Annotated in this window: 11 protein-coding genes; all 11 read right to left on the bottom strand. The window is 53.0% G+C overall.

Annotated elements, in window-relative coordinates:
- Window positions 1-246: 246 nt before the first annotated feature.
- The 11 genes from AC0YNS_RS27510 to AC0YNS_RS27460 all read right to left on the bottom strand — a co-directional run bounded on the left by AC0YNS_RS27510 (window position 247) and on the right by AC0YNS_RS27460 (window position 22,395).
- Complete coding sequence (locus tag AC0YNS_RS27510) at window positions 247-5,910, bottom strand: carbohydrate binding domain-containing protein (protein ID WP_475784131.1); 5,664 nt, start codon at window positions 5,908-5,910, stop codon at window positions 247-249.
- A 42-nt stretch (window positions 5,911-5,952) separates the two neighbouring features.
- Entirely contained in the window at window positions 5,953-6,789 is an 837-nt protein-coding gene (locus AC0YNS_RS27505) for a carbohydrate ABC transporter permease (RefSeq protein ID WP_475784130.1), read from the bottom strand.
- A 9-nt stretch (window positions 6,790-6,798) separates the two neighbouring features.
- Window positions 6,799-7,686, bottom strand: a complete 888-nt coding sequence (locus AC0YNS_RS27500) for a carbohydrate ABC transporter permease (protein WP_090983285.1) — start codon at window positions 7,684-7,686, stop codon at window positions 6,799-6,801.
- 87 nt (window positions 7,687-7,773) lie between these two features.
- The gene (locus tag AC0YNS_RS27495; protein WP_475784129.1) at window positions 7,774-9,108 is read right to left on the bottom strand and encodes an ABC transporter substrate-binding protein; all 1,335 of its coding nucleotides are present in this window, start codon (window positions 9,106-9,108) and stop codon (window positions 7,774-7,776) included.
- Window positions 9,109-9,239: 131 nt separating this feature from the next.
- Window positions 9,240-10,805, bottom strand: coding sequence for a response regulator (locus AC0YNS_RS27490; RefSeq protein WP_475784128.1), 1,566 nt, complete (start codon window positions 10,803-10,805; stop codon window positions 9,240-9,242).
- Between the two features lie 2 nt (window positions 10,806-10,807).
- Complete coding sequence (locus AC0YNS_RS27485; RefSeq protein WP_475784127.1) at window positions 10,808-12,577, bottom strand: cache domain-containing sensor histidine kinase; 1,770 nt, start codon at window positions 12,575-12,577, stop codon at window positions 10,808-10,810.
- A gap of 204 nt (window positions 12,578-12,781) precedes the next feature.
- Complete coding sequence (locus tag AC0YNS_RS27480) at window positions 12,782-16,141, bottom strand: methylmalonyl-CoA mutase family protein (RefSeq protein WP_475784126.1); 3,360 nt, start codon at window positions 16,139-16,141, stop codon at window positions 12,782-12,784.
- Window positions 16,142-16,545: 404 nt separating this feature from the next.
- On the bottom strand, window positions 16,546-18,306 hold the full coding sequence (locus AC0YNS_RS27475; protein WP_475784125.1) for a DUF5107 domain-containing protein: 1,761 nt from the start codon (window positions 18,304-18,306) through the stop codon (window positions 16,546-16,548).
- A complete protein-coding gene (locus AC0YNS_RS27470; protein ID WP_475784124.1) occupies window positions 18,300-19,988 on the bottom strand; it encodes a DUF4091 domain-containing protein in 1,689 nt (562 codons plus the stop codon). The genes AC0YNS_RS27475 and AC0YNS_RS27470 overlap by 7 nt, the downstream gene beginning before the upstream one ends.
- A gap of 1 nt (window position 19,989) precedes the next feature.
- Entirely contained in the window at window positions 19,990-21,576 is a 1,587-nt protein-coding gene (locus AC0YNS_RS27465) for a DUF4091 domain-containing protein (protein ID WP_475784123.1), read from the bottom strand.
- 27 nt (window positions 21,577-21,603) lie between these two features.
- Window positions 21,604-22,395, bottom strand: coding sequence for a glycoside hydrolase family 16 protein (locus AC0YNS_RS27460; RefSeq protein WP_475784122.1), 792 nt, complete (start codon window positions 22,393-22,395; stop codon window positions 21,604-21,606).
- Between the last annotated feature and the right edge of the window lie 2 nt (window positions 22,396-22,397).

Genomic DNA, 22,397 nt, shown 5'->3' with positions numbered 1-22,397 from the left:
AAAAAACGCTAACGAACCGCGAAGGCCTTATTTCACGATTTAGTTGTGATTTGGAGCCGGTTTGCCAAATTAAGACCCCTACGGTTCGTTAGAAATAATAGGCAGCTATTTTCGCATCACTAGCGCCTCTATGGTTCGTTAGAATAATTAGGCAGCTATTCTCACGGCATTACTAGAGTACATTTACGCGTAGTCACGGCAATATAGTAAAGAGGCCGGCTGCATCTCGCAGCCGGCCTTCTTAATTTAATGGCGATGCATGAAATTGATAATCGCCTGCACGGCTTCTGCGCGAGTTGCGGTGCTAAGCGGTGAGAATTGCTGAGCTCCGGTTCCTTGCATCAGGCCGGAAGCTACAGCTTGATTCACGTCTTCCTTCGCCCACGAAGCAATTTGCTCCACGTCCGTGAATGGCTGTGCTTCGGCTGCCGAAGGCGTGCCAGCAGCTTGTTTCTTACCGCCGAAAGCCAGCATTCGGTTCATCAGAACCGCCATTTCCTGACGGCTGATTGTCGCTAGTGGAGCAAACAATGCGGCGCTTCTGCCTTGAATCAATCCATGCTCGTAGGCAGCCTTTACAGCATCCGCATACCAGCTATCTGCAGCAACATCTGTGAAGACCTGTTTCGCATCTTCACCTGCCGAAAGCTGCAGAGCATTCACCATCAGCTGAACGAATTCCGCACGGCTGATCGCTTGCGTCGGTACGAAGCTGTCGTCGCTTACACCTTTCACAAGATGATGTGCCGCAGCCTCTGTAACTGCTGCAAAAGCCCAGTGTGTTGAAGGTAAATCTTTAAACGTCTTCTTATACGTCATAACCGCATAAGTGCTGAAATGAGTGAGCGGTGCAGAGATACTGCCTGCTCGCTCATCGACCTGTCCGCCTACATACTCCCAAGCGCCAGATATAGGGTTGTAGTAGTAAATTCCCATGAGCTCCGGATGTCCGGCTGCTCCAACGTCAAACGGGATGGTAAGTATAACAGGCTTCTCAAACTTCGTCAGCTTATGCTGCTTCCCGTCCTTCGTTACGATAGCAAGCTCCAGTTGATAGACTTTACCTTCTAGCTGGTACCCTGCTTGCAGGGGAGCTCCCTCTCCCGTACCCTGATTCTCCTTAGCAGCCAGTTGAAGAGATATCTTCGCATCTCCCCGTACGTTCGGTTCAACCAGCGCAAGTAATGCTTGCAGCACTTCCGGAGCGATTTCCGCCTTCACTCCTTGAGCGTCTACAACAAGGATGTTGTCCCCAATAGTACTCGCCAGGGCCGCTGGGATAAGCAATTCATTCTTACCGCCTTGCAGCGTAACCGAAACCTTGCCATCCTTGATGCCGCTCTTCACATCAGCCTCACTGATATTCTGCTGGTTCTGCAGCAGCTGGTCCGGTACATAAACGTAACCCGATCCGCTCCCATCACCGTCATCCGGATCTTCAGGATCCACCGCGCCTTGATAGACGCCAATCGAATCCACATAAAGCGTACCATCGCCTACCGGTCCATCCCCTTGATTAATGTACAGCGAGAACTCTGCGAGTGAACCAAGATCAATAATGCCATTGCCCTTGGTATTCCATGGTGCATGCCGGAATTCGGAGAACGGAAGTTTCAGGACACCTGCCTCCGTGCCGGATAGAACGCGGTAAGCCTCCCACGCTTCGCCGTCCGGTTCAATAAATTGAATGGTTAGCTTGCGGCCCGATCCATCCGGTGTCAGCCAGAAGGAGACACCATCATAGCCTGCCCATGACATGCCACTCAGGTTCTTGGTCATACCTGCGAAGTTCGTAGCTTCCGTCAGCGTGTACGTATAACGAAGGCCGTATTTGCCGGCTTCCTTATGTTCGCTGTCCGGCGTCAGTGTAACAGGTCCACCCCACGTATTGCTCGTGTAGGCTTTCTGCGCAATGAGCTCGCCTCCGCCATAATAGTCAAAGTTGTCGATAATCGGCACATTGCCAAGCTTCAGATCATCGACATAGAGCACATGACTGCCTGCCGAGCCCGCACCCTTATTGACGAAGATCGAGTATTCCGTCAATGCCGACAAGGAGAGCAATCCATCTCCGCTCGACCACGGATTACGTGCGAAGCCGCTTAACGGCACTTCATATACGGCGCCTTCCGTTCCGGCAGGCGTAAGCTGCGCTTCCCAATAGTCGCCATCTGCATCCTTCAACTGCAGCGTGACACCGTTCTGCGAGCCATCCGATTGGAGCCACAGGGAAAGGGCGTTGCCGCCGGATGTCAGATTCATGCCGCCAAGCAATTTGGTCACGCCGGCATAACCTTTCTCATCTGTCAGCGTGTAGGCCAGCTTAAGGCCGTATTCCCCTTCAGACTTATGCGCCGTATCCAAACTTACAACGATCTCATCGCCGTCGCTTTTACTCACATAAGCGGCAGATGTCAGACTATCCGAGCCCTGGTAATATTCAAAGCCATCCATATGACCGACTTTAGCCACTTGAATGGAATCGAAATACAGCGTTCCTTCACCCGCGCCACTTCCGCCTTTCTCCACATAAAGAGAGAATTCTGCAATGGAACCCAAGTCGATCACGCCATTAACAGGCGCATTCCAACCGGGTCTGGCAAAGGCATGGAACGGAATTTGCACGAGTCTTGCCTCATCGCCGGACACGCGCAGTTTCGCTTCCCAATACTCGCCGCTTGTTTCTTTAAACTGTACGGTAATCCCGCGGTTCTGGCCGTCCGGCTTATACCACAGCTCGATGCCATTGTTACCGCTCCAATCGATGCCGTCCATATTCTTCGAGATGCCTGCATACCCCTTCGCATCGGTAAGGGCATAAACCAGCTTCAGTCCATAATCGCCGCCAGCCTTCACATCCGAAGAGAGCGACAGAGTAAGAGGATCCCCGCCGGAATTCGGCGCATAGGCTGCTTGAAGACGAGAATCATCGCCTTCATACGATTCGAAGGTATCAATGGTCGGAAGCCGGTACAATTTAATGCTGTCAAAATAAACCACATACTCCGCCGGTGCACCGTCTACGTAAAGCCCAAAGGAGGCTACTTTACCGGCATCAATCACGCCATTGCCTTGTGATGCATGACTATCCTTCCACCACTGCGGAATGTAGAACTTGCTGAACGGGACCTGCACGAGAACCGGGTCTGTACCGGAGATCCGCAGGTCCGTCTTCCACACCTCGCCTGCCGTATCAAGGCCCTCCGTTAATTGCAGCGTAACGCCCATATCGACTCCGCCGGGCTGAACCCAGAATTGCATGCCGCTGTTACCGGACCAGTCGGCGTTGTCCAGCGCCATCTCGAGGCCGCCCCAGCCCTGGCTCATCGAGGTCTCCAGCTTCAAGCCGTAATCGCCCTCGTTCTTATGCGATCCATCCAGCGTTAGCGTAATCGGCGAACCGGACTCGTTCACCGCATAGGCACTGCGAAGTGCAGTACTCGAGCCACTATAGCCGTCAAAGCCGTCAATCAGCTGGCTCTTCGACAGCTCAGGCGGTGCTTCAAGCTGCTCGTCGCCTACGCCGATTGCAATTCTGCTCACTTGCGGGTTCCAGGTCTGATCCGCTTGGCTTAACGGGAATTGAACCTTCAGATATCGCGTTCCCGCAGGCAGCTTATACGCCGTATACTCAGTGCGCGTCCACCAGCCGTCCCCGCCTTTGCTGGCTTTCACGGCCGTGCCGTACTCCGTGAAGCTGACGCCGTCAGCAGACGTGAAGAATTTGAAATCCCCCACGAGATAGGCACTTGGATCCTGCCTTGCATACGTAAGCAGCTTAAAGTAATTCATGTCGCCGCTCGTCTTGTACTGGAAGAACTCTTCCGTATCGGAGCTACGGGTAAGTCGTTTGTTATCGCCGCCAAAATACGCATCCGGGTTGTCGGTGCTGAAGCTAAGGTTGATGCTGCGGTCATTCATTTTGACAAAATTGTTCATATCATCGATCAGCACGCCGTTAGCCAACTCCGGACGTTGAATAGAATCCGGGAAGGTCAGCGCGCTGCCGTCCGTGCTGTACTCAATTTCTACTTCTCCAAGCTGAGAGGCGCTGTAGTCGCTTGGGAATACGAGCTTCACAAACTTGGCCGCCGCGGGCAGGCTGCCCGAATACTGTACTTGATGCCACGGGCCGCCATTATCAACCGCTGCAGCATCAAGCGCCTCATAAGACTCGCCATCTGCGGAGGTGAAGATACTGTAAGCCGCAGAAGCCAGCTTCTCAGGGTCGATGTAGGCAGTCGCCTCAACCTGCAGCCCCGTTACTCCTGAAGCAGATGTCGGCAGCGCATACACAATATATTGCTCCTGCGAGGTTTCCAGCTGCTTGAACCGTGAAGGGTCGCCGCCGAATCGAACGGGATTCTTCGCTTCGAATTCCAAGTCGGTCGAGTAATCATACAGATGCGAGAAATTACGCATGACGTCCTTGATGACATGCTTAGCGGCAACCGGTCCTACCACAGCCGAATAATCGGATGAGCCGGACGCGTTATTCGCTTTCAATCGGTAGTAATACGACGTGCCGCTTACGGCTGACGTATCATGGAACAGCTGTGTCTCTCCCTCGACCGCATCGGAAACACCATTCCCGACAACGCTCCAAGATCCATCCACCGAACCCGCATCCACATCCGAACGTTCAACGGTATACGAGCTGGCACCGACAGATCCGAGCCATGAGATCGTGGACACCTCATCGATCGGCAGCAGCTGCGGCGTATCCGGAATCGGCAGCGGAGGGATCTCGTTAATGCCGCGAATATGATAGGCATGCTTGCTCAGTGCCCGAAGCAAATTCGTTTCGTCGAAACCATCGCCGGAAGGGAAGCCCGGCCAGCGGTATGCGCCGTAGAAGACGCCATCCTTCACGCTTTCTGTATGCGGGTAGAAACCGCCGTCGCGGTTATGCATGCGCATGCTCCAGATCATGGCGCCGCTTGCACCGCTTTCCTCCACGATGCTTAAGAACTCATCCACCTGCGCCGTCGGCTTGAAGCCGAACTCGCCAATGATGAATGCTTTCTTGCCGCGTGCCTTGCCCATATCCAAATTGGCCTGCGCGCCATAATCGGAGTAATGGTCCGGGTAATAGTGATTGGAGACGATGTCGATATTAGGATCGTTCAACGAAGCATCGTCAATGCCATATTTTCCGTCGATAACCAAGTGTTTGGCATCTAGGCTCTTGATATATGCCGCGATATCGCTGGTCCATGCTTGTGTCGAAGGCACCAGCTCGTTACCTGTCTCCCAGCCCAGAATAGCGTGATCATCCTTGTAAGCTACACCTGTGTAGCTGTTCACTCTGTTCAGCACATAAGCAATGACCGACTTGAAATCCGCAACCAGCTGCGGATCGCTCCAGAAGGCCGCTTCGCTCTTGCCGCGGAAAGCCGCATACTCCTTTATGCCGCCTTGCCACTGATACTGATCGACGAAAGGAAGAATAATGCGCACGCCGTACTGATTGGCGAGCTGCAGCATTTTATCCAGCGCCTTGAACACCTCTTCGTTAAACTGCAGCGGACCGCCCGGCGTGGCAGGTCCCATAACAGCCCGCTCCTCAGTCGTGTCATCCGCTTTCTTCACAGACAGTACATAAGGCCGCGTTACATTCCCGCCCATTTGCACAAGTGCTCGGAACGCATCCTCCTGCTCCCATGCAGTCGGAACCCGCCAATGAATGTCTTCGATCATGCTGAGCGTCGGCACGTTGGCCGAAATAAACCGGAACGTCGTCTCGCCGTCCTTCAATGTATCGCCATCACGCGTAATAAAATCCTCAAAAACAGATGCAGCCGCAGGCAACTCTTCCGCCTGAACCGGCCGCGGAGCCGAAAAAACCGATAAAAAAGATGACACCGTGAGAGCCAGGGTCATCAGGATAGGTATATAACGTTTGAACAAGATTGTTACCTCCCGAACATGGAATGTGTGGAGAAGCCAAACTTATTTGACCGAACCGCTTACAATACCAGAGAAAATATAACGCTGCAGAAACAAATACATGATCACAGTAGGAATTAAGATAATCACGACAGCCGCGCTGATCAAATTCCACTGAGCGCTGTTCACCCCGGCGAACTTCATAAGCGACGTCGAAACGACGCCCAGCTTCTGCGCCGGCATGTACAGATACGGGATGTACATATCGTTATAGATGGAAATGGTCTTAATAATTGTGACCGTCGCCGTTGCCGGAATGAGCAACGGGAAGATAACCGAGCGGAAAATCCGCACCAAGCTCGCGCCTTCCATCATCGCACTTTCGTCGAGATCAAACGGAATACTGCGAATGAATTGCAGGAAGATATAAATCTGCACCACGTCTGTGCCCAGATAAAGCAGCACCGGCGCCATATGCGAATTGAACAGTCCAAGCTCCTTGACGATCGAGAACGTAGCGACCTGTGTCGTCACCGAAGGAATTAGCGTAGCGAGCACGTAGCCGCCGAGCAAATATTTCTTCAGCTTAAATTGGAAGCGACCGAGCGCGTAGGCTGCCATCGTGCCAATGATGATATTTCCTATCAACGCCAGTACAAGGATGATGCTCGTATTCCAGAAGGCGCGGCCCATATGGCCGATTCTCATCACCGTTTCGAAGTTTTCCAGGTTAAAGAAGCTGCGCGGCATCTCGAATACGGACGACGTGTTATATTCCTCCGTTCCCTTGAAGGCGTTCAGAATCACGACATAAGGGGGGAAGAGAACGAGAAAAGCAGCCAACGTCAGCAGCAAATAGTGCATGGCAAGAAAGGGATTGTTGCGTTTAAAGATCGACATGGTGTTCCATCATCCCTTCTCTTCCCGAAGAATAAATTTACGCTGAATCGTAATGACAACAATGACAATCAGCAGCAGCACGACGCCCATTGCCGAGGCAAGACCGTAGTTGCTGTAGTGAAAAGCCGTATCCACCGTCTTCGTCACAAAGGTATCGCTGGCTCCCGCCGGTCCGCCCTTGGTCATAATAAACGGCAAATCAAACACTTCAAGCGCACCTGTTACGGTAAGCAGCATGGAGAGCTCAACAATCTTGAGAATACTCGGCCATGTGATGTAGATGAAGGACTGCCGTTCATTCGCTCCGTCGATCAGCGCTGCCTCGTACAGATCATCCGGAATCGACTGCAATGCGCCCAAGTAAATGACCATATTAAACCCGAGATACTTCCACATCGAGATGAACGCAAGCGAGATATTGACCGTATGCTTGTTGCCCAACCAGCTTGTAATGAGACTGTCGAGTCCAAGCGCAGTCAGCAGCCCGTTCAGCGAGCCGTCCTGAGAGTCGTACACGTAGGAGAACATATACGCAATGGCCACGCTGTTCATGATGTAAGGCAGGAAGATGAGCACACGGTAGATATTGCGGCCGCGCAGCTTCTTATTGAGCACGACGGCGAAATAGAGGGCAAGGATATTTTGAATAATGCCGCCGAAGAAGTAATACAGGTTGTGGGAGAACACGCTGAAAATTTCACTGTTGCGGAAGATCTCCCTGTAGTTGTCTAAGCCAACCCACCCCTTCGCCGCACTATAGCCATCCCAAGAGGTTAAGCTTAAATAGAGCAGCATCACGCCCGGATACAAGGAGAAGAGGACCAATAGGGTGACAGGCAGCAGCAGAAAGGTGAATAACACGATGATCTTCTGCTTCTTGTAAATGGAGGAATACATGCAAAGCCCCTTCCCGGTTCAATAGAAACAAGCAATAGAAACGGGGCATGACATGAACCGTTCACGTCATGCCCCTCTCTCCAAAAGTTATTTCGATGCTACTGCGGCGCGTGCTTCTTTCCAGCGCTTGTTGTAGTCGGCGAATACTTTGGACACATCGTCTGCCATGATGACATCTTGTGCAAAGCCGCTTGTATCGAACTGCATTTTGTTGCCGATGCTGACATACTCGTCACTCTCTGCTACCATCTCAACCACTTGCGGCTTAAAGGACATGAATTCTGCCAACTGTGGCAGCTTGGATTCTTTATCCTTCAATACCGGAATGAATCCGCCGAAATCATCATAACCGGATTCCTCGACAAGCCATTTCAAGAAGGCTTTGGCTGTTTCCACATTGCCACTGTTCTTGCTGACTGCGTATGCGTAGTCCGGGCTCAGAAGTGCTTTGGCTTCGCCGCTGTTGTCGATTGGAAGCGGGAAGAAACCGACATCCTCAGACTTCGCGCCATTATCGATGACTTGATTAATAACCCAGTTGCCAAGGAGGTACATCGCGGTTGTGCCGGAAGCAACGTCTTTCTTCGAGCCTTCCCAGTTCGTGGACATCAGATCTTTCTCAACATAGCCTTTATCTACGATGGTTTTAATGATGTTCATCGCTTTCCAGTGCGGGCCATCTACAGGGAATGGCTCGTCTTGACCGGCCATCGTATTGTGCAGACCCGGGTCATTGGCGAACAAGAACGCTTCTTGATCCCAGCCCATGAGCGGCCATTTGTCCTTGAAGTTCGTGGAGAGTGCGACGATACCGGCTGCTTTGAGCTTCTCGCATGCAGCGTAGAACTCATCCAATGTTTTTGGAACAGCGGTAATGCCTGCTTTCTCAAAGGCTTTCTTGTTATAGGTAACGCCCATTGCCGAGCTGCCGGAAACGATCCCGTAAGTAGAACCATCCTGCGTGTAATTATCTTTAAAATAAATGCGGTCGTTCAGTCCCAAATCATCCAGCGGAGCGAAGAATTCCGGCAAATTCGCTTTCGTTACCGTCTTCGGAACGAGAATGACATCAGGCAGCTCATTGGATGCCAGACGCACCTTCATCGATTCCTCGTAGTCCTTGATCGCTTCGAACTCCACCGTTGCTTCCGGGTACTTCTCTTTGAACCGTTTGGCGTATTCCTTCAGCTCGGTTTCTACTAAATCCGTACGGTTCGTCGCGAATACGATCTTGCCTTTAATCGCATTCTCCGCAGCCGGTTCAGCTTCGTTCGTTGCAGCCTCGTTCGTTGTTGTATTGGTTGTGCTCTCTGTCGCTGCTGCTTCTTTATTCCCCTCGTCGTTGTTGCCGTTTGACGAACAGCCTGCAAGCGCTGCCCCGAATACTACCGTCGACAACACCAGTGATGCCCACTTCTTCATTTCCTTCTTCCCCCTCATCCGTACTGGAGCGTTTTGTTATCGTTTACATTTTGAATTATGGAGGAATTTGAGAACGCTTTCTATGCAGCCGTTTTGTATTTATTGTCTTCTTTTTGGGTCCGTATCGACGATTAGCTGCCGCTCGTCTGATTCCTATATTTCTGCGGCGTGACGCCGACCGTTTTCTTAAACAGCTTGTTAAAGTAGATGCCGTCCGCATATCCTACGAGCTCGCCGATCTGATAGGCCTTGAGGTCGAGCCTGTCCTTCAGATACTCTTTGGCCTTAGCCATGCGCACCGCAGTGATATATTCCGTAATGGTCTGATTCGTCTCCCGCTTAAACAGGAAGCTGAGGTAGCTCGCGTTCAAGAAGACCGTCTCCGAGAGTGCAGTCAGCTCGATTTCCTCCCGGTAATGCTCCTGAATCCACAGCTTTACCGTCTCGATGACGCGCTTGCTGCTTGCATTGCGGGTCGGCTCCAGCGCTTTCACCACTTGATCGACGATGGCAATTAACCATTCCTTCAAATCTCGCATCGCAAAATGAGAGCCAACCGTCCGGTGAAAATCAAACGTCGCCCCCTGCAGCTCATAGAGCGCATCCAAGAAGCCGTCGATCTTGGTCGTGAGCGTATAGAAGAGATGGCCGGCCATATGCATAATCTCGTCATAGCCGGCTTTTCCCCGCTCCGCTTCAGCAAAGAATAACGGGATGACTTGCTTGATCGTATGGGAATCTAGCATCTCGCAGGCCGTCTTGAATTGTTCATCGAGCGCCGGCATGTTGAATTTCCATAGCTCTGCTTTCGCGGGCAGATCCTTCAAATTCATCGCGAACGTCTCGCGTTCCTTGTAGAATTGATGCCTGCTCGCGGCGAGCGCTTCTACGTAAGCACCATGCCATGTGCCGCCTTGGCCTTGCGGCAGCACGCTTTCCCCGATGGCAATAAATCCGCCGCTGCGGTTGTGCATATAGTCCATCATCCGAAGGCTGATAGCACGCAAGCTCCGCTCAGGCTGCTTGCTGTCCTCCTGAACGAAAAGCAGTACCGCGATGAGGTTGTTCTCCATCACGACGACATGATGGAACATGCCTTTGCTCTCGTCGAGGTAGTGAAGCAGGCTCTCATGAGCGAGCCTATTAGAGGTGCGAAATACCATCACGGCGCCTCTGCCGGATTGCAGCTCGACCAAGCCCGGCTCGAATTGCTCGGCGGCTCCTCCGCTTTGCAGCAGCTTTCTTAGCTGATCTTCCAGCTCTTGACCCTTCTGCTGCTTCGCGGCTGCAGCCAGCTGCTCCTCGCTCTCGCGCCGCTCCGACAGCCGCCGGTCTACCGTTAGCAGCAGCTGTGACAGCTCCTGCATATCTACCGGCTTAATCATATAATCATCCACGCCGAACTGAATGGCTTTGCGCGCATATTCAAAGTCATTGTAGCCGCTCAGAATCAGGCACCGAATGCCGGGCAGCTTCTCCTTCACAAGCTCGATGAACCGCAGCCCGTCCATGTAAGGCATCTTAATATCCGTAATGATGAGGTCCACCTGCAGATCCGGTGCGCCGATCGCGGCCAGCGCTTCGGCTCCGTCCTCGTAGCTGCCGACAATGCGGTAATCGCTCGAGAACCTCGTAATCATTTTCTCAAGACCGAGTCTTATAATTTCTTCATCGTCTACGATGGCGATGTTAAGCATCGTTATACTCCCCCAGTAATCTGATCTATGCTAAGCGCGGAAGACGGATAAGGCAGTGACAGCGTGACAATGGTGCCTTCGCCGACACGGCTGTCGATGGCAACGCCATAGGCATTCCCGTAGCGCAGCTTGATTCGCTCGTTCACATTCTTAAGGCCGATGCCGGATTTCATGTCCGTTTGCTCCGTCTGCCCGTTCAAATACTGCTGCAAATGCTGGAGCGTATGCGGATTGATGCCATTGCCCTCGTCTTGGATGTGAATATGCAGCAGCTCTCTCTCCAGCGTCGCGTAGACGCGGATATGCACCTTCGCTTTCTTCCCTTCCACGCCATGCAGAATCGCATTCTCCACAATCGGCTGGAACGTCAGCTTCAGCATGTGATAGCTCAGCACCTCAGGAGGCAAATCCGCCTCCCATTGGAATTGGTTCTTGAAGCGATATTTGAGCAGATCGAGATAGTTGCCCAGATGCTGGAGCTCCTCCTGCACCGTCACCATTTCTTTGCCTCGGTTAATGCTGTACTGCATGAGCTTGCCAAGAATGAAGGTCATATCGGCCACATCGTTATCGTCGTTCAGGATCGCCTTCATGCGAATGGTCTCCAGCGTGTTATAGATAAAGTGCGGATTGATTTGGCTTTGCAGCGCTTCAAGCTCGGCTTCGTTCTTGCGGCTCTGGATGACGTAAATCTCGTCGATCAGATCTTTGATCCGCCTCAGCATGCGGTTGAACTGGATGCCAAGCACGCCGATCTCGTCCTTATTCTTGACCTTGAAGCTGATATCGAGGTTACCTTGCTGAACAGCTCCCATCAGATTCGACAGCTTGCGGAGCGGATGCGTAAGTCGGAATGAAATCACAATCGAGACGATGAGTGCGACGATCATGATGATGATCGTTAAGCCTGTAGTGAGGTTGCGCGTAATCTTAGCGTCCTTGTGCAGATGCTTGACCGGAATGTAGACAATTGTGCGCCAACCGGTTATCTGGGACTCATTGTAGGTCGCAATGTAGCTTTCGCCGTCAATCGTCGTCTCCACGCTGCCCTGCGTGCCCTTAATGTCTGCGAGCAGCTGCGGGTCGGAGAGCGGCTTGCCGATGGACTTCTTCAGACTGTCATAAATAACCTGATGCGCGTTGTCGATAATGAGCGTTCTGCCTTTGGTGATGGAGTCCATTTGCTTGACCGTATCTTCGATAATGCTCAGCTTCGTATCGACGACGATCGTGCCGATGGACTTATAGGAGCTGACGTCGCGGATATCCCGAATAACCGAGAATACGTAGTAGGGGGTATGACCCGGAATCGATATTTCCTGCGTACTCAGAATGACCGGATTGCCTTTGCTTTGAGCGGCCAGCTTCGTCCATTTCGGGAATTGTTCCTTGAGGTCGGAGCGGACTGAATCCGTTTTCATTCTGTAAAAGACGTTGCCGTAGAGATCCAGAATATAGGTGGAGCTCATATCCTTGTTCATATTGTTCATCAAGCCGATGTAGAAATCGATCTTCTTCTGCTTCGACAAATCGAGGCTCGGCGAGACGAGAAACTGCTGCAGCTCGGAGGAGAACAGCGGGATCTTCGTAATCATCATCATGTTGGAAATGTTCTCTTCGAGCTTGCTCTGGAAGTTGTAAATCGCTTCGTTCATGTATTTCGTCGTATTGTCATTGATCGAGCTGACATAGTTCTGGTAAGAGATGTAGCTGATCGCAATGATGGGACTGATAATGAGAAAGAGAAACACTGCCGTCAGCTTCTTCTGCATACTGTTGTGCACCATAAAAAAAGACCATAACCGTCTAATCGAACCGCGCATGAGCCATCCTCGCCATCATCCTATTTTCAGTTCATCGTACATCACCTCTCTTGTCCTAGCAATGCAAATAATAGAAATGCAAGGGTGACGGGACGATGGAAAACCCGCTCCTTCACTAGGAAGGACGCGGGTTTTCTAGTGTTTACGGACGTTCTATATGTTGCGCCGGTACTGGCCTCCGACCTCATAGAGCGCGTGTGTAATTTGTCCGAGACTCGCCACTTTGACGGTTTCCATCAGCTCCTCGAACAGATTGCCGCCGCTAATTGCGATTTGCTTCAGCCGCTGCAGTGCCTCAGGTGCAGCCTGTTTGTGCTGCTCATGGAAGCCGCGTAAACCCGTTATCTGCTGCTCCTTCTCTTCCGAGGTCGCCCGCGCTACCTGCAGCTCCGCTACATGCTCCTTAGGCTGTGGATTCAGAAATGTATTCACGCCGATGATGGGGAGTTCGCCGCTATGCTTCTTCATCTCGTACACGTACGATTCATCTTGGATCTTCCCCCGCTGATACTGGGATTCCATCGCCCCAAGCACGCCGCCTCGCACATGCAGCCGCTCGAATTCCAGCAGCACCGCTTCCTCTACCAAATCCGTCAGCTGCTCGATCAGATACGAGCCTTGCAGCAAATTCTCGCACCGCATCAGCCCGAGCTCCTTGTTAATGATGAGCTGAATCGCCATCGCCCGGCGGACAGCTTCTTCGGAAGGTGTCGTGACCGCTTCGTCATACGAGTTCGTGTGCAGCGAATTGCAATTGTCCATAATCGCCATTAGTGCTTGGAGCGACGTGCGGATATCGTTAAAGTCCACCTCCTGCGCATGGAGTGAGCGGCCTGAGGTTTGGATATGATACTTCAGCTTCTGGCTGCGCTCGTCGGCACCATATCGGTCCCGAAGCACTACCGCCCAGATTCGCCGCGCTACTCTTCCGATGACCGAATACTCGGCATCCAAGCCGTTGCTGAAGAAGAACGACAGATTCGGAGCAAACGCATTGATCGGCATCCCCCTGCTGAGGTAATACTCGACATAGGTAAATCCGTTTGCCAGCGTGAACGCAAGCTGCGTAATAGGGTTTGCCCCCGCCTCCGCGATATGGTAGCCGGAGATGGATACGGAATAATAATTACGTACCTCGTGATCGATAAAATACTGCTGGATATCCCCCATCATTCTGAGCGCAAACGGCATGGAGAAGAGGCATGTATTCTGCCCCTGGTCTTCTTTGAGAATATCTGCTTGCACCGTGCCGCGAACGGTGCGGAGCGTTTGCTTGCGGGTGTCCGCAGATTCCTCCGGGGTGAGAGCGCCGCCGGGCTTGCTTGCAGCCTCTTCCAGCTGTTGCTGCTCGATGGCGATATTCATAAACATCGCCAGCAGCATAGGCGCCGGCCCGTTAATCGTCATCGAGACGGATGTAGCCGGATGACACAGTTGGAACCCGGCGTACAGCTTGCGCATATCGTCGAGTGTGCAGACACTGACGCCGCTCTCGCCGATTTTGCCGTAGATATCGGGTCTGTACGCCGGGTCTTCCCCGTACAAGGTTACGGAATCGAATGCCGTGCTGAGCCGTTTGGCCTGCTCCCCTTTCGAGAGGTAATGGAATCTGCGGTTCGTCCGTTCCGGCGTACCTTCTCCGGCGAACTGACGCTTCGGGTCTTCCCCCTCGCGCTTGAACGGGAATACGCCTGCCGTGTACGGAAACTCGCCGGGGCGGTTCTCTTGGTATGCCCAGTGGATGAGCTGGCCCCAATCCTCATAGGACGGAAGCACAACGCGCGGAATATCCAGACCGGACAAGCTTCTGGTATACAGCTCGTTTGTGATCGTTTGGCCGCGAATGGTCGTGGTAAGCGTCTGGGTACGGTACGCCTCAGCCAGTGTGGGCCACTGCTTCAGAATGGCTCGCGATGCTTCGTTCAGCTTGCTTAAGTACTTATCGCGGAGCCACTCAAGCGAAGGCAGGGCAGACTTGTCGCCTTCTGACCTTGCTGCCTCAAGCGTTCCTTCGATGCGGTAGCACATTCGCGCGGCCGCGGCTTGCTCCTCGGTTAGCTGCTTGTAGCGGCGGACGGTTTGCACAATTTCACTCAAATAGCCGCTTCGTTCATCCGGGATGATCGTTTGCTTCTGCGATGGCTGGCCGGGCTGGCCGACTTTGCCGGCTGCGGTGACGTCGGACGCCGCAGCCCCCCCATTGGCATCCAACCCATTGGCTGCATCTACCTTGCCTGCCGCGCCGACACCAACCGAACCCGCATCAGCCCCCGCTTCGCCGCTTCGCTCACTCAGCTTCTGCATGATGGCCGCGAATAACCGGCTCATGCCCGCATCATTGAATTGACTCGCATTCGTGCCGTACACCGGCATGTCCTGCCAATTCCGGTCAAACTGCTGCCGGCTGCGCTGGACCTGCTTCTTCACCTCTCGCAGCGCGTCCTCGGAGCCGCGGCGATCGAACTTATTAATGACGATCAGATCGCCGTAATCGATCATTTCGATCTTCTCCAGCTGGCTCGGCGCGCCGAATTCACTCGTCATGACATAGACCGATAGATCCGCCACCGCCGTAATTTGGTTATCCGCCTGGCCAATACCGCTCGTCTCCACGACGATCAGATCATAGCCTGCGGCTTTCGCTGTTACGATCGCGTCCGCGATAGCTGCGGACAGCTCCGATCTTGATCCGCGGGTGGCGAAGCTCCGCATAAACACGCGGTCCGAATACACCGCGTTCATCCGAATGCGGTCGCCAAGCAGCGCGCCGCCGGTCTTCTGTTTGGTTGGATCAACCGACAATACGGCTATCGTCTTGAGAGAGTCATGCTGCAGATAACGATGCACGAACTCGTCGGTCAGGGAGCTTTTGCCCGCGCCGCCGGTGCCGGTAATGCCCAGAACAGGCGCGTCCCCGGCTGCCAATGAAACGTCCGCGAACAGCTCTCCGAGTCGCGAAGCTTCTGTCGCAGCGGCTGCTACCCGCTGCTCTGCCAATGTCATAAAGCGCGCAGTTATGCGGTCACTTCCAGCCCCAAGCGCCGCACACTCGTCAACGAAATCAGCCACAGTGGAATAGTCGCAAGCCTCCAGCATGACGTTAATCATGCCTTGCAGACCAAGACGCCTTCCGTCATCCGGAGAGAAGATGCGCGTTACTCCGTAGCGATGAAGCTCTTCCGCTTCCGCCGGCAGAATTACGCCCCCGCCTCCCCCGAATATGCGAATATGGCCGGCCCCCGATTCCCTGAGCAGCTCCACCATATATTTAAAGAATGCCACATGTCCGCCCTGATACGAGGAAAGCGCGATTCCCTGAACATCCTCTTGAATAGCTGCTTTTATGATCTCGCGTACGGATCGATTATGTCCCAGATGGATGACCTCTGCGCCGCTCGCCTGCAATATTCGTCGCATGATGGTGATGGATGCGTCATGCCCGTCAAACAATGCGGATGCTGTAACGAACCGAACCTGGTGTACCGGCACATACCGACTAATCCCTTCGTTCATACCGATCGCCTCCGAATGCTAGCGTTATCTGTTATCTTTATGCGATTAAGCGTATCCTTATATCCAAAAAGAGCTGGTCTCTCAAGGTCAAAATACCTTGAGGGACCAGCCCCTTCTTCATCATTTGTATAAACTTGTTTCGTATTTGTAACGGTTGTGACAGTGGCTATTTTGCATAAAATGCCCACTTTTATTCTCCAACGGTTGCCGTAGAGCTTATATGGAAATTTCCGAGCCGAAACCAACGCTAATACTGGAAATAACCTCTGTCACAACCGTTAGCGCTTTATAAGTCGTCTTTGACCTAAAATAAGTAAGCTGACAACCGTTACAAAGCATAAGCAACGGTTACTGCGAGGGAGTTTCCAAGGAAGAACCGCCGAATTCCCTTATCGCTGATTCAGCTAGGATTCCTTATTCGCATCCGATACACGGTATGCGCCGTATATGGCCAAATCGTCTTCACCCAGATGCTCGGGGATCTCAACATTGGGGGTACCTAGCGCTTCATGGATTCGCATCCATAGGAGCGTTCGTTCATAACGCTGATGGATGCTGCCGAACCGATGGTTCTCTAAGAGTGCCTTCGCTTCGGCCAGCGACCCACGAGCGGCTAACATCGCCGCCTTGCGCTCCACCAGCCCGTCGTCTTGCAGCGAATCCACCTGCTTGAACCAGCGCTCCCGTTCCTCCAGCGTGGAATGCCCGATGGCCTCGAGCGTCATATCCCGCTCAATGAACAGCTGCGGGTGCAGCTTCCATGCCGCGGACTCCATGCAGTCATACGCGACTCTTGACGCTTCATAGTCCTGCTTCACGACGCGCAGCAGTCTTCCGAGCAACGCGTAGGCACAGTCCAGTTGCAGCGTTTGCAGCAGCTCAATTGCTCCGTCCATCTCTTCGCGCGAAGCCAACCATACCGCGCGGTAATAGACCCAGAGCGATCGGTTCACTTCTTCCACTTCTTGCATTGCTGCCCAGTGCAGCGCCTCGCCCAGCTGCTCCATTCCGGAAGGAGGCCAACAGCCGCTCTCCGGTTCAGGCGGTGCATAACACATCTCGCCTAAGCCCCCGCTCTCATCGTAAGCGGACAACAACGCAAGCCAAGGAAGCATCGTCTCACGCTTCACCCAATCGAATACCGGCACTTGGCTAAGCTCCACGAGCTGTGGAGTCGGAAGCGTAATCGCTCGAATGTCCAGCGGCGCCGTACTTGGAATCCAATATTCCACATGCGTATGCCTCGCACCCGGCTGCAGCTTGGTATTGTCCGCCTGCTCCAGCAACGGCCCCGCTTGAATCTCGACATAGCTCTCTTGTCGCTGCGCAGTCTGATGCGCCCAAGCTTCGTGTCGGCCGGTGCCGTACAACCAAAGCTTCATCCCAGGCGTAACAGCCGGGTCAGCAACATGATAGAGCCCACTTCCCAGACTCGGCGTGTACATCCCGAATGCCGTGCAGTCGGATGTCTTCCAGAAGAACCCCTGCATCCGATCGAAATCCGCTAAACGATACTCGCGCTCCCCGCTCCACTCCAGCTCTTCAAGCACATCCGCATGCCGAAGCACATGTCCTGCAGGGAAATGAAACTGTGAATCGTCGCGAGCCGGCAGCGCGGCATTGGACCAAGACATCCATGCATGCGCCTGCGAAGTCGGATTTACGAAGGTCGTACGTTGGGTCAGGAACCGGTCCCGATCCCCTAGCGAATACTCCACCGTCCAATGCATCCCGTAGCGCGCTTCTCGCTCGCCGCACCAGACATACAGCCGATCGCCGATTTGCTCGGCATCAGCATGCACCGCTTCGATCTGCACAGGTGTATGCGCAATCGGAAAGCTCACTTCTATGCCGCCGCTGATAAATGCCATTCGCGGCAGGATGCGCACCGGCCGCACCGAGCCTGGATGGAACAGAATCTCCTTGCTGCTTGCTTTATCGAGGATGGAATGGATCTTGCCGCCTAGATCGGGACAGACCGTTACCTTCAGCCAGTCATTCTCGATCGCGATCATCCGCAGCTTGCGGAGCACCGGCCGCTCCGCTGTCTCACTAAAACTCACATACGGATAGATGCCTTCCTCATCGCAGATGGTTGGAACAGGACCGCAAGGCTGTGACTCGTGAACGAGCATCGGCTCCCGCCACTCGATTCGCTTCAGCATGAGAACTCCCCTTGCTTGCAGACACGAATCCACTGATTCACGCGCTGACGCATGCGCAGCAGCCAAGCGCTGCCTTTCTCATAATCTCTAAACGTAAGAGGCCCCGCCATTTCCTCTTCCAGCAATGCAACCACAGCTTCTTTGCCAATGCAGCTCTCCAGCAATTGAAGCGCTCGAATATCTTGGAATGCTTCGCGCAGCACTTCAAGCCGGATGGACGTGATCGGACCGTCCTTGCCCGGATAAACCAAGAACGCATCCCCCGAAGGGAAAGCATGATCAGCATCCGTCACCGTGAACGGATCGATAGCTCGGCGTGAACGCTGGGAATACCAGTGATTGTAGCCCCAGTGCAGAAACCCTTGAATATTGTGCTTATACAGCTGAACGCCGATAATTCGGTTGCGAGCCGATGGCATATTGAAGAAGCGGTTCGATTCGTTATGCTTGTACTCGCAGCAGCAATAATAGGCCCAGAGCGGGTCCGCCTCTCCGGCAATGTAAGTGTGAATATGCTCGGTGGATACAACGGGATGCGTCAGCAGCCCTTTCTCATAGAACTCATATTCGGATAAGGCATCGATGATCGGAAACTCGCCATCAAACAACGAGCGGACAAGCGTGCTTGCCTTCGTATACGACTCCAGATCATGGAGCGTCGGCTCATCGGACAAGTGGAAATAACAGCTTTGCTCCAGACCATGCAAGCGAATGAACTGCACCAGTTCCGGAATGAACTGCGTCAGGAATTGGTTGTATTCCTCTCCGGCGGCATCGGATTCCCAACCGAAAATTTGCACATTCTCACCCTCGACCTCAGCCATGATCTTCGGCGCATGCTTCGCTCCCCATTGCGTGAATAAGTGGGAAAACTCGAACCGCTGGATCCCATTGCGACGGCATAGCTCTACCCATCTCTCCAGCAACGAGAAATCAAACTGATAACCACGCTCTTGCCCATGACCGATGCGTTTCACGCCAATCAGCTGGACAGTCGGGCGATATTTGCCGAAATCCAGCTCAAGCGGCGGCGAGAACAACGGCGTCAGGATCAAGTTCATGCCATATTCAGCATAATGTGCGACATAAGTCTCGATGATGCTCCAATGTGCTTCCGAGAAGATGCCGACTTTGTACTGGGTGGCAAGACAATCGAAATAGAACCATTCCGTATGGAGAAGACGCTGCTCCGGAAGTTCAGCGTTAATAACCTGAAGCCGGAAAGACTCCAAACCAAGCTCCACGCCGGATTCGTCCGTGAATCGAATTGCGATGGAATGGTCGCCAGGCGTGACATCGCCGGCGTTTCCGAGCTTTACGGTCACCCAAACGGAGCGCCACTGCTTCGGAAGCGCATGTACAGTGCCGTCCTCCAGCGGATTAAGCGGATCCGGGTATAATCCCGGCGTAGTCCGCAGCAGATAATCGTCAGGGTCGTTATAGTTGGTCAGCTCAGAGGGTGCCAGGCCGACGCTTCTAATTGAGATAGCATCCGCCAAATCCGGTGATTCGGCAGATACCCGAATGTTCTTCATTAAGTAAGCAGCGCGGTACGCAACCTGGAAGGAATAATATTCGCCAAGCAGCGCTGAGCCTTCTTGAAAGGCGGACTCCAGCAGCTCTTCGTCGGCAAACACCTTCACAAGGGAATGAACGCATTTCGTCTCAAAAGTCTGTGACATCTTATCTCTCCTCCGACAGTGCCTGCAGCAGTTTGCGGTGCACATGCTCGAAGTGCTCCGGATCCTCATTGGCTTCATTGAAGCTGATTAAACAGCTATGCGTCAGTTCATCTGCAAGCGCCTTATCCTTCTTCGCAAGCTGCCTCAGCAGCTCATAATCCTCAATACCTGCACGCATCGCCTCTAAACGCACGCTTCCGATCGGACCATTCGTCCCCGGGAATGTGATATGCGTATCCCCCGGCGGGAAGCATAGATCCGTCTGCTCGTAGGGATCCTTGTCGTCATCGCAATGATTAAGCCCCCAATGCAGGAACCCTTCCAAATCATATTTATAATTGCCCCAATGCAAATACCTCGTCCGCAGCAAAGGCATGTCCCACAGGCGATTCATCGAAGAGCCCCCGGGGAAGCAGCAGGTATAGAACCACAGCTTATCGCCAAGTGATCTCAGCTTCTCGAACTGTTCGCGATGCTCCAAGTAGTAAATATTCTTCGGTACCAGAATGTCGACTGAACCGGCCAAATCATACGTTTCTACCGCTTCGAGCAGCGGAATGCCCGGCATAAATTTACGAACGATACCCGATAGAATGCGATATTCCTCCACGCTCGTTCCGATCGGTTCGTCCGCTACATGCTGCACCAGCTTGCTCAGCCAGCCATTCTGCTCGAGGAACGTCCGCCAAGCAGGCAGAAATTGCGACAGATACGCATAACCTTCCGTCGATATCGCTTTAAGCGCTTCTCCGCCGTTCCATGTATTCCAAATATGGAACTCCGAGCCCCAGAAATCCTTGCGTCCGGCAACCAGGCCGCCTTCAATAAACGTAAAGCCAAGGCTAAAGTAAAGCCGAATAAGCCGCTCAGCCCGTTCAAAATTAAACGAGTAGGCGTCTTCACCGACAAGGCTCACCTGAACCGCATCCATCGGCACCCAGAAATGCGTTTGCCGAGCACGGCGCATCAATCTGCCGTATTTCTCAATCATCGCCCAATGCCCTTCCGACCACAGTTCTACGTTGTAGCGTTTGGCCATATTCGGCAGGCTGAACCAGTTGGTAACCGCCAGCGTCTCCTCTTCTGGCACCACCGCTTGATACACCTCAATTTCGACCGGAATAAGGCAAGTTTCTTCGCCTATTCTAACGGCCAGCTCACCTGTGTAAGTACCTGCTCCGGCATCCGTCGGAATCTCCCAGCAAAGGTAAAGCGCTTCCGTAGTAGCGCGGCTTACGACACCGTCCTTTAACGGATTCATAGCTTCGTACACGCGAAAAGGCGCCTGACGCGTCGTATATCCTTCCGCGGATTCGCCTTCATTCACGCAATGGCTAACCGGACCCGTATTCTTTTCCACAAAAATATCCATTAACTGAAAGACCTCGGGCTGGCGCAAAAACACGCTGCCCGTCGAACGTACGAACTCACAGTGAATCTCGGCATTTGGCGCAACGTCGTTAAACAGAACCTGGCAAGCAGCGTAGCTGCCTCTTGCTGTATGCAGCTTAATCGCTGTGTTACCGTCCTCCGACACGACGCTATCCGGGTAGATCCATTCATTCATGCTGAAGATTTGAGCTTTCATTCGAGTTATACCTCCTGCAAGGCTTACTTAGATTGCTGGTCCATAATTGCCGTCTTCCGTTTGATAGATTCGAATATAGTCCACTTCCAGCGTCTGAGGGAATACCGTTGTCTCATCGGGATAGCCCGGCCAGTTCCCGCCGACGGCCAAGTTCAGCATCATATAGAAAGGTTTGTTGAATGGTGCCGGGTAAGGCTCGACTACCGAAGACTCCGTCTCTCGTGTATACCATTCGCTGCTCTTATAGTAAATCTGACCATCGATGTACCACCTCATCTGTGTCGGCGTCCAGTCCACCGTAAACGTATGGAACTCATCCGCGAAAATACCGGATTCCAACGTGTAGCAATCACCCTTATAATAATGCGGATTGCCCATGTGAAGCGTGCCATGCACTTTGTTTGGCTCATGTCCGCACATCTCCATGAGGTCGATTTCACCGGCACTCGGCCAGTCGCCGTGAACCTGTAAATCCGTAGACATCATCCAGAAAGCCGGCCAAATGCCTTGACCATAGGGCAGTCTCGCACGAATTTCAAAACGTCCATACGTCCAATCCACCTTGTTTCGCGTAACCAGCTTCGCCGATGTATAAGGACTTCCCTCGTATTCCTCTTTGATTGCTTTAATAATAAGCTTGGAATCCTCGATATAAGCATTTCGTGCTTCTCTCGTATAATACTGGAGCTCGTTATTCCCCCAGCCATGACCGTCAATATCATAATCCCAACGCGACAAATCAATCTCCGGCCCGTCAAACTCTTCATTCCATACCAGCTTCCATCCGTTATCCGATACATCGAAGTGGTTCGTTATCATAG

It is taken from the genome of Paenibacillus sp. J22FR21 (assembly GCF_056269135.1).
The sequence above is the reverse complement of the archived record's forward strand: the minus strand, read 5'-3'. Positions and strand labels throughout refer to the sequence as shown.